At 75.0% G+C, this 9,259-nt stretch carries 7 protein-coding genes and 1 pseudogene; 7 read left to right on the top strand and 1 reads right to left on the bottom strand.

Annotated features, from left to right (window positions below):
- Nucleotides 1-134: 134 nt before the first annotated feature.
- The 4 genes and pseudogenes from ACIRD3_RS34085 to ACIRD3_RS34070 all read left to right on the top strand — a co-directional run.
- A pseudogene (locus tag ACIRD3_RS34085) lies at nucleotides 135-287 on the top strand (MerR family DNA-binding transcriptional regulator); the annotation flags it as partial.
- A gap of 150 nt (nucleotides 288-437) precedes the next feature.
- A complete protein-coding gene (locus ACIRD3_RS34080) occupies nucleotides 438-1,190 on the top strand; it encodes a DUF6215 domain-containing protein (RefSeq protein WP_402224313.1) in 753 nt (250 codons plus the stop codon).
- 102 nt (nucleotides 1,191-1,292) lie between these two features.
- Nucleotides 1,293-1,973: a DsbA family oxidoreductase gene (locus tag ACIRD3_RS34075; RefSeq protein WP_402224300.1), complete on the top strand. Its 681-nt coding sequence runs from the start codon at nucleotides 1,293-1,295 to the stop codon at nucleotides 1,971-1,973.
- Nucleotides 1,974-2,169: 196 nt separating this feature from the next.
- Nucleotides 2,170-2,652, top strand: coding sequence for a hypothetical protein (locus tag ACIRD3_RS34070; RefSeq protein ID WP_402224299.1), 483 nt, complete (start codon nucleotides 2,170-2,172; stop codon nucleotides 2,650-2,652).
- A gap of 67 nt (nucleotides 2,653-2,719) precedes the next feature.
- Here the strand turns inward: ACIRD3_RS34070 and ACIRD3_RS34065 are convergent, their stop codons facing one another.
- Nucleotides 2,720-4,141 (bottom strand): BTAD domain-containing putative transcriptional regulator, encoded by a 1,422-nt coding sequence (locus ACIRD3_RS34065; RefSeq protein ID WP_402224296.1) that lies wholly within the window; start codon nucleotides 4,139-4,141, stop codon nucleotides 2,720-2,722.
- A gap of 139 nt (nucleotides 4,142-4,280) precedes the next feature.
- Here ACIRD3_RS34065 and ACIRD3_RS34060 point away from each other — a divergent pair, with 139 nt between their 5' ends.
- The 3 genes from ACIRD3_RS34060 to ACIRD3_RS34050 all read left to right on the top strand — a co-directional run bounded on the left by ACIRD3_RS34060 (nucleotide 4,281) and on the right by ACIRD3_RS34050 (nucleotide 9,229).
- Nucleotides 4,281-7,196, top strand: coding sequence for an AfsR/SARP family transcriptional regulator (locus ACIRD3_RS34060; RefSeq protein ID WP_402224294.1), 2,916 nt, complete (start codon nucleotides 4,281-4,283; stop codon nucleotides 7,194-7,196).
- 142 nt (nucleotides 7,197-7,338) lie between these two features.
- Entirely contained in the window at nucleotides 7,339-8,244 is a 906-nt protein-coding gene (locus ACIRD3_RS34055) for a CAP domain-containing protein (RefSeq protein ID WP_402224291.1), read from the top strand.
- A gap of 112 nt (nucleotides 8,245-8,356) precedes the next feature.
- Complete coding sequence (locus tag ACIRD3_RS34050; RefSeq protein ID WP_402224289.1) at nucleotides 8,357-9,229, top strand: peptidoglycan-binding protein; 873 nt, start codon at nucleotides 8,357-8,359, stop codon at nucleotides 9,227-9,229.
- Nucleotides 9,230-9,259 lie beyond the last annotated feature (30 nt).

Raw genomic sequence — 9,259 nt, 5'->3', positions numbered from 1 at the left:
TCGGGCGCTCGAGAAATAGGACAACTCAGCCGATTCTTGACTCGGCTGACTGCTCGCTCCGGTCTCTCGGAACCTTGTGAAACAACCTTTAGGAGCTGGAGCGCGGTCTAGATCAAGTCCTCGGCTTCGGCGGCATGACGGAACCGGGCAGCAGCGGCGGCGACAGCGGACTCGGCATCGGCGAGGTCTCCGAACGGAGCGGGCTCAGCGTGCACGCGCTGCGGTTCTACGAGCGCGAGGACCTGCTGGTCGGCCCGGTCCGGCGCACGGCGGGCGCCGAACTGCGCCGCTTCGCCGAGCTGGGCGGATTGCCACGTCCTCGCAGGTCACCGGACCGACCGCGGTCATCGCCCCCGGCGGGCCGGCGCTACGATCGGCCCGGCTCGCCCGGGCCCCGGACGATCGGGGGCGGGCTTCTCGAACGGGGGGAACAAGGGATGGAAGACACGGCCGACGCGGCCGACACCGCGGACACCGCCGACGCGGCCCGCACGGCCCGCACGGCCGAAGGCACCGCCGCCGACACCGGCGCACCCGTCGGCACCGGCGAAGCCGTCGACCGGCCGAAGACGCTGCGGCCGGGCCTCCAGCTGGCCGCCGCGGCGGTGGTGCTCGGCGGTTTCCTGGCCGCGCTCTGGGGGCTGGGGTGCATGGACGGCTCCACGGACCCGCACGCCGAACCGGTCGCCAAGCCCGCCGAGTGCGCCGCTCCCCGCCCCACGGACCCGCCGGGGTACCCGGCCCTGTGCGCCGCGCTCAACCGCCCCGACCTGCCGTCCCTGCTGGGCACGCCCGAGGACCGGGTCTCCACCGCGCACCCGGCGCCCATCGTCTTCGGCAAGGACGTCATGGTGGAGGTGCGCCTCAAGCTCAGCGTCGTCAGCCTGATGGACAGCAACACCTCGGTCGACGACATGGTCGGCATGCCGCAGTTCTTCGCCCAGCCGACCACCGTCCTCGGCCACCCGGCCGTGACCTACCGGTCGAGCGCGTCGTACATCTTCGCCCCCGGCAAGGCCGGCCCCTCCACCCGCAACCTCGTCGTGGCCCAGGACCCCAAGGCGCCCGGCGGTCGGGCCTACGAGCTCGCCGTCTTCCGCCAGGACGAGCGGAACCCCGACGAGGCGGCCCTGAACCGGCTCGCCGAAGCCCTGCTGCCCACCCTCCCGGGCTGGGTGGCGGCCCCGTAGCGACACCTGGATATTTCTCGTCCTGAAATATCCAGGTCGCCGAACGGGTTGCACCCGGCGTCGGCGCGGGAGGTCCGCGCAGGTCGGAAGGAGAGCAACACCGTGCGCGTCGAGATCTGGAGTGACATCAACTGCCCGTGGTGCTACATCGGCAAGGCGCGGTTCGAGCGGGCGCTGGAGGGTTTCGAGCACCGGGACCAGGTCGAGGTCGTCCACCGCTCCTTCGAGCTGGACCCGCGCGCACCGCACGAGGCCCGTCCGGTCGTGCCGCTGATCGCCGCCAAGTACGGGATGAGCCTGGAGCAGGCCGAGGCCGCGGAGGCACGGATCGCCGAGAACGCGCGCGGCGAGGGGCTGCCCTACCTGAGCGAGGGCCGCGACGCGGCGAACTCCTTCGACATGCACCGCCTGCTGCACTTCGCCGAGGAGCACGGCCGGCAGGGACAGCTGCTGGACGCCCTCTACCGGGCGAACTTCGCCGATGAGCGCTCGGCGTTCGAGGAGGGCCGGCTGGTCGAGCTGGCCGTCGAGGCCGGCCTGGACGGCGAGGCGGCGTCCGCCGTGCTCGCCGACCCGGACGCCTACGCGGACGCCGTCCGCGAGGACGAGACGACCGCCGCCGCGATGGGCGCGACGGGCGTGCCGTTCTTCGTCCTGGACCGCCGCCTCGGCGTCTCCGGCGCCCAGCCCGCGGAAACGTTCGCCCGCGCACTCCAGCAGGCCTGGGAGAGCCGTGTCACCGTACCCCTGACGCCGCTGACGCCCCTGGCCCCGCAGCAGTAGCGAGGCCGGCGGAACGGGAAGTCGGCCACGCCGACTTCCCGCTCACGCGCGTACGTCGAGAAACCCCCGGCAGGCCCCCGGCAGGCGCCTCAATGAGACGTTCATCGTTTGTCTACCGCCCTCGCGCATGATCGCCTCCGAAGGGCGCCCCGAAGACCTCGCGGGCGCCGGCGGACGAGAGAGGCAACACGGGGACATGAAGACGACGAAGACGCTGCGGCACCTGGCCATCGGGACGGCCGCCGGCACGCTGGCGCTGACCGGGGTGCTGGCCGGAGCGGGGAACGCGGCCGCGGACGGCATTCAGGTCGCGAGCATGGCGGAGCCCGGGGTCCTGTACCGGAACGACCGGCTCGAAGCCGGCGACACCCGGCTGATCATGCAGGGCGACGGCAACCTCGTCATGTACCGGAACACCGGCAACGGCGACGTACCCCTGTGGTCGACCCACAGCGCCGGCTGCGGCGACCGGGCGATCATGCAGGGCGACGGGAACCTGGTCGTCTACGGCACCGGCACCCGGATCTGTTGGGCCAACAACGTCTTCAAGGGCGGGCCCGGAACCGCCGCCCTCGAAGTGCACAGCGGCGGCGGCCTGCACATCGAGATGGGCGCCGGCAGCACCAACTACTACATGAACCAGATCACCATCGTGCGGGGCTCCTCCGACCCGTACTAGGCCGCTCCCGGCCCCGCCCGGTCGCGCTCAGCCCCGCCCGGTCGCGCTCAGCCCAGCCCGGTCGCGCTCAGCCCCGCCCGGTGAACCAGCCGACCAGGTCGGCCACCGACCAGCGGGGCCGGGCCGCGAGGCGTTCCGCGGCCGCCCTCAGCAGGACCGGCAGGTTCCCGCAGAGGGCGGCCAGTTCGGCCACCGCCTCCGGCTCCTGCCGGATCCGGTCCGCGCCGGCGATGCGGGCCAGCAGTTCGTGGGCGTCGTGCGGCTCCAGCGGTCCCACCGCGAGCCGTACGACGCCGCCGGGCAGCGCGCCCGGTTCGGCGCCCGCCACCACCGCGGCGCAGCCCGGTACGGCGGGCAGCAGCGGGGCTGGCTCGGGCAGTCCGTCGAGCACCACCAGGACCCGTCGGCCGGCCAGCGCCGTCCGGTAGCGGGCGGACAGGTCGTCGAGGCCGGCCGAGGGGGCGGGCCGTTCGCCCAGCGCCCGGAGGAAGCCGGCCAGCACCGTGCCGGTCTCTCCGCCCGCGGTGTACAACTGCCCGTCCGGGAAGGCGTCCTGGACGACGTGGGCGACGTGCACGGCGAGCGCGGACGTCCCGCTGCCGGCCGGACCGGACAGGCCCAGCACCGGCGCCCCGTCCGCGCGCAGCGCCCGCTCCGCCTCCCGGACCAGCGCCGCCCGGCCGACCAGGTCGGGGATGTCCGGCGGCAGTTGGCACGGGCGCGGCAGCCGGCGCGGCGGCACCGGCGCTTCGCCGCGCCGGATCCGGTCGGCCAGTTCGACCACCGCGGGCGCCGGTTCCAGCCCCAGCTCCCCGTCCAGCCGTTCCCGCAGCGCCTCGTAGGCCGCGAGCGCCTCCGTCGTGCGGCCGCAGCGGTGCAGGGCCAGCAGGTGCAGTCGGTGCACCTCCTCGTCCTGCGGGTGGGCGGCGGCCAGTTCGGCCAGCGGCTCCACCGTGCCGGCGTGCCGCCCGAGCCCCAGCTCCAGGTCGAACAGCGCCTTCACCGCCGCGAAGCGCCCGGCCGCCAGCCGTTCCCGGGCGCGCTCGGCGAACCCGCCGGGCACGCCGTCCAGCGCGCGGCCGCCCTCCCATGCGGCGAGCGCCGCCACCAGCAACTCCCGTGCCCGGACCGGGTCCTGGTGACGCAGCGCGACGGCTTCCGTCACCGCGCCCTCGTAGCGGAACAGGTCCACGGCCTCGCGCGGCACCGCCAGCCGGTACCCGCCCGCGGCCGCGACCAGCAGCCCTGAGACGCCCAGCGCCCGCCGCAGCCGGTGCACATGGGTGCCGATCTGCCCCGCCGGATCCTTCGGCCAGCGGGTGTCGTCCTCGCCCCACAGCCCTTCGACCAGCCGGTCCGTCGGCACCAGCTGCCCGGGGGCGAACAGCAGCGCGGCGAGGACGGCCCGCTGCTGCGGTCGGCCGAGGTCGATCTCACGGCCGTCGTGCCGGGCGCGCAGCGGTCCCAGCACGCGGAATTCGAGCCCCACAGCCCACTCCCCGAAGCTCCCCGAAGTCCCCGTTCCGGTGCACAATCAGTGACAGAGCATAGGCCGCCGGGGTATGGGGGCGCCGCTGTCCGGACGGAAGTGGCGGGATCCCGGCGCGAGACGACCTTCGGGGACGGACATGGGTGACGTGGGGGGAGCCGGGCTGCGGTTCGCGCTTCTGGGGCCGCTGCGGGCCTGGTGCGGGGAGCAGGAGCTGGAGCTGGGCCGACCGCAGCAGCGGGCCGTGCTCGCCGTCCTGCTGGACGCCGCCGGGCGGACGGTGTCCGTCCCGCTGCTGGTCGAGGGGGTGTGGGGCGGGGCCCCGCCGGCCGACCCGCGCAAGGCCGTCCAGCTGGCCGTCTCCCGGCTGCGCAGCGCGTTCCGGCCGTACACCGGGGACGATCCGGAGCGGCTGCCGCTGCTGCGGATCGGCGACGGCTACGCGCTCCGGGTGCCCGGGGCCGAGGTGGACGCGGCCGCCTGGACGGAGCTGCTGGCCGAGGCCGAACGGCTGCGCGCGACGGACGCTCCGCCGCAGGAGGTGCGGGAGGTGCTGCGGCGCGCCCGGCGGCTGTGGGCGGGCGAACCGCTCGCCGGGCTGCCCGGGCCGCACGCCGAGGCCGTCCGCGCCCGGCTGCTCGAGCAGCGGATCTCGGCCAAGGAGACCCAACTGGAGCTGGACGCCGAACTCGGCGACCGCACCGACCTGACGGCCGAGGCCGAGGCGCTCGCCCTGGAGCACCCCGGGCGGCCCCGGCTGACCGCCGTCCTGATGCGTGCCCTCTACCAGGCGGGCCGCAAGGCCGAGGCGCTCGCCGTGTACGAGGACGCCCGCCCGTCGCTGCCGCCGGACGCGCCGGGCCCGGCCGCCCTCCAACTGCGCATCCTGCGCGAGGACGCCACCCTGCGGCCCGCCGGCGCCGCCCCCGAGCCGGTCGGCGACAGCTGGCAGGCGCCCGACCAACTCCCCTCCGGCCTACCGGACTTCACCGGCCGCTCCGAGGAGGTGGAGGCCCTCCTGGACCGCCTCGCCGCGGCCGGCGGGCGGGCCGTCGTGGTCTCCGCGCTGGACGGCATGGGCGGCGTCGGCAAGACCACCCTCGCCGTGCACGTCGCCCGGCAGGTCCGCGACCGCTTCCCCGACGGACAGCTCTTCGCCGACCTGCGCGGCGCCGACCGCACCCCGCCCGACCCGGGCACCGTGCTGGCCGGCTTCCTGCGCGCCCTCGGCGTCGACCCCTCCGACGTCCCGCCGGACACCGGCGAGCGCAGCGCGCTCTACCGCTCGGCGCTGGCCGGACGCCGCGTCCTGGTCGTCCTCGACAACGCCGCCACCCCGGACCACGTCGAACCGCTGCTGCCCGGCTCGGCCGGCTGCGCCGTCCTGGTCACCAGCCGCCACCGGCTGGCCGGTCTCGCCGGGGCCCACCAGCTGCGCCTGGACACCCTGCCGCCGGAGCAGGCGCTGGACCTGCTCACCCGCATCGTCGGCGCCGAGCGGGTCGCCGCCGAACCCGCGACAGCCGAGCAGGTCGTGCACGCCTGCGGGCTGCTGCCGCTCGCGATCCGCATCGTCGCCTCCCGGCTCGCCGCCGACTCCGCGCTCACCCTCGCGGAACTCGCCGACGGGCTGCGCCACGAGCACCGGCTGGCCGAACTCAGCGACGGCGAGAGGGCCGTGGAAGCCACCTTCGCGCTGTCCTACCACCGGCTGGACCCCGAACTCGCCCGCGCCTTCCGCCTGCTGTCGCTGCCCGACGCCCCCGACCTCCCGCTGCCCTGCGCCGCCGCGCTGCTCGGCCGCAGCGAGGACGAGGCCGACCGGCTCCTCGAAGAGCTCGTCGACCTCAACCTGCTGCAGTCCCCCCGGTTCGGCCGCTACGGCTTCCACGACCTGGTCCGCGCCTACGCCCGCGACCGGCTCGCCGACGAGGACGCCCCCGGCGACCGCACCGCCGCCACCGACCGGCTGCTCGACTTCTGCCTCGCCACCGCCCGCAACGCCGACCTCGCCGCACGCAAGGCCGAACCGGCCGAGCTCAGCCTGCTCGGCGCCCCCGTGGCCGCCGCCGGCCGGACCATCGCCGACGGCGCGGACGCCGTCCGCTGGATGCGGGACCAGGCCGAGGTGAACGCCGCCGTCATCGCGCTGAGCTGCGACGACCCCGCCCTGCCGCTCGACCGCGCCGCCGAACTCGCCGACCGGATGGGCGCGGTGCTCCCGGAACGCACCCAGACCACCGTCATCGTCGACCTCGCCGGACGCATCGCCCGCCGCGCCGCCGAGCGCGGCGAGGACGGGCCGCTCGCCCTCGCCCGCTACCTGCGCGGCAGCATGCTCTGGCACGTCAACCGCTACGCCGAGTCCCAGGAGGAGATCCAGCGGGCCGTCGCCCTGTCCGAGCGGGACGACCGCACCGAGCGCGTGCTCGCCAAGGCCCTGATCACCCTCGGCAGCAACGCCCGGATGCACGGCCGCTACGCCGAGGCCGCCGAACACGCAGGCCGCGCCGCCGGGTTGTTCCACCGCCTCGGCGCCCGGAGGGCCGAGGGCAGCGCGCTCGGCGAGTTCGCCTTCAGCGCCGCCCACACCGGACGCCTGGCCGAGGCCCGGGACGCCGCCGAGCGCTGCGCCCGTCTGATGAGCGACTCGGGGCCGGTCTCCGCCGCGATCGGCCGCTACTACCTCGCCCGGGTGCTGCGGCTGTGCGGCGACCCGGAGGCGGCGCTCGACCACGCCGTCGCCGCCCGCGAGGAGTTCACCACCCTCCAGGTCACCGTCTTCGCCGCCGCGGCCGGCGACCTCGCCGCCCGCATCCACGCCGAGGCCGGCCGCTGGCTGCTCGCCGTCGACGCCGCCGAGGCCGTCCTCCCGCTCGCCCGCCGTACCAGCGCCGCCCTGGAGGCCGCCCTGCTGCGCACCCTCGGCACCGCGCTCACCGGCCTCGGCCGCCCGCGCCAGGCCCGGGCCTGCCTGACGGACTCCCTGGAGGTGTACGAGCGACTGGGGCTCGACGAGGAAGCGGCGCAGGTCAGGGGGCTGCTGGCGGAGTAGACACGGCATCAACGCTGGCTCCGGCTACGCGCGTTGACCACCCGTCTACCGCACTGCGGAAACGTCTCTCCCGTCAGGCCCCGGGCCGCCGCCGACCACAGGTCGCGGCCCGGGGCGGCACCACCGACGAGAGGCGCGACACATGCCCACGCTCCCGCAGCACGGCCAGACCTGGACGCTCAAGTCCGCCAACGGAACGGTCGCCGACGTCCGCTCCAGCCAGACCGCCGCCGGCACCGCCATCCAGTCCTGGGGCTCCAACGGCACCACCGCACAGGGCTTCACCTTCTGGGGCAAGGAGAACGGCAGCTTCCTGCTGGAGACCCAGCTGACCACCGGCCGGCACGCCCCCGGCCAGGCCATGGTCATGGACTACAACTACTCCATCGGCCAGACCTGGCTGTTCAACGAGCACAACCAGCCCAACCAGCACTGGTGCTTCGAGCCCGTCGACAACGACTGGGTCCGCATCCGCACCACCCGCACCGACGAGGGCGAGCTCTTCCTCACCGCGGCCGCCCCCGGCTCCCCGCTCACCCTGGGCAAGCAGGACGACGGCAACCCGGCCCAGCGCTGGCAGCTCGTCCCGGCCGGCGGCGTCAGCGGCGGCGGCCAGCAGCAGCGGCCCCAGCCGCAGCCCCAACCGCAGCCCCAGCCGGGCGGTGGCGACTTCCGCTCCGCGATGCTGAACGCCGTCAACGCCGAGCGCGGCCGGGTCGGCGCCCCGCCGCTGAGCCTGGACGACCGCCTCAACGCGGCCGCCCAGCGGCACGCCGACGACATGGCCTCGCACGACCTCACCCAGCACGACGGCACCGACGGCAGCTCACCCTGGGACCGCATCCGCGACGCCGGCCTCACCAACGTGGCCGCCGCCGAGAACGTCACCCCGGGCAACAGCGTGCCGGAGGCGATGCAGATGTGGATGAACAGCCCGCACCACCGGGACAACATCCTCAACCCCACCTACAACCGCCTCGGCGTCGGCTACGCGCCCCGCCAGCGCGGCAACTGGGGCCGCTACGTGCAGACCTTCGCCCGCGTCTGAGCCCCACCGACACCCCTCCGGCACGTCCGGCACGTCCGGCACGTCCGGCACGTCCAGCACGTCCAGCACTTCCAGCACTTCCAGCACTTCCAGCAACAAGGAGTCCACACCCATGTCCTCGAACGCGGCGGACCTGATCCGCGTCGCCCGAGACGAGGTCGGCTACCACGAGGGCCGCAGCGGCGGGCACTGGAACAACATCCAGAAGTTCTCCCCCGCCGTCGCCGGCCTGGAGTGGTCCCAGGGCGAGGCCTGGTGCGCCACCTTCGTCGCCTGGTGCGCCGAACAGTCCGGCAACGCCGGGCTGTTCCCGGTGACCGCCTCCTGCGCGGAGGGCGTCGCCTGGTTCAAGGAGCGCGGCCGCTTCACCGAGTACCCGGTGATCGGCGGCCAGGTCTTCTTCGGCCCCGGCGGTGGCAGCCACACCGGCATCTGCATCGCCTACACCAGCTCCACCATCACCACCGTCGAAGGCAACACCAACGAGGGCGGCGGCTCCGAGGGCGACGGCGTCTACATGAAGACCCGTGAGCGCCGCTCGGACTGGGTCCACGGCTACGGCGTCCCGGACTTCGCCGGCGGCGTCGTCCTCGCCGACCCGGACTGGAAGGACCGGCCCGGCGCGATCTACTTCGGGCAGGAGGCCTCCGCGGAGGACAGCCCGAGCGACGGCGCCCCGGCCGGCGGGACCGCCCCGGCCGGCTCCGACGGCGGCTCCGGCGATGACGGCTCCGGCGGCGACGAGCCGTTCCCCGGCGTCGAGTTCTTCCACGACGGTCGGCGCAGCGAGGTCATCACCCGGATGGGAGAGCGCCTGGTCGCCGAAGGCTGCTCCGCCTACGCCGAGGGCCCCGGGCCCGAGTGGTCCGACGCCGACCGCGAGTCCTTCCGCAACTGGCAGCACAAGCTCGGCGACTCCGGGGAGGACGCCGACGGCATCCCCGGCCCGAAGCAGTGGGCCGCACTCAGGGTCCCGCGCGGCTGACGTCGGGACCGTCCACCACACCAGAAGGAG

Origin of the sequence: Kitasatospora sp. NPDC093550 (genome assembly GCF_044764985.1) — a bacterium.
Lineage (GTDB): Bacteria > Actinomycetota > Actinomycetes > Streptomycetales > Streptomycetaceae > Kitasatospora.
Note: the sequence above shows the minus strand (reverse complement) of the source record. Positions and strands in the feature narration are given on the sequence as shown.

Coding starts and splice junctions, on each gene's coding strand:
- ACIRD3_RS34080 (WP_402224313.1), top strand. CDS start 438: ATGGAAGACACGGCCGACGCGGCCGACACCGCGGACACCGCCGACGCG.
- ACIRD3_RS34070 (WP_402224299.1), top strand. CDS start 2,170: ATGAAGACGACGAAGACGCTGCGGCACCTGGCCATCGGGACGGCCGCC.
- ACIRD3_RS34060 (WP_402224294.1), top strand. CDS start 4,281: ATGGGTGACGTGGGGGGAGCCGGGCTGCGGTTCGCGCTTCTGGGGCCG.
- ACIRD3_RS34055 (WP_402224291.1), top strand. CDS start 7,339: ATGCCCACGCTCCCGCAGCACGGCCAGACCTGGACGCTCAAGTCCGCC.
- ACIRD3_RS34050 (WP_402224289.1), top strand. CDS start 8,357: ATGTCCTCGAACGCGGCGGACCTGATCCGCGTCGCCCGAGACGAGGTC.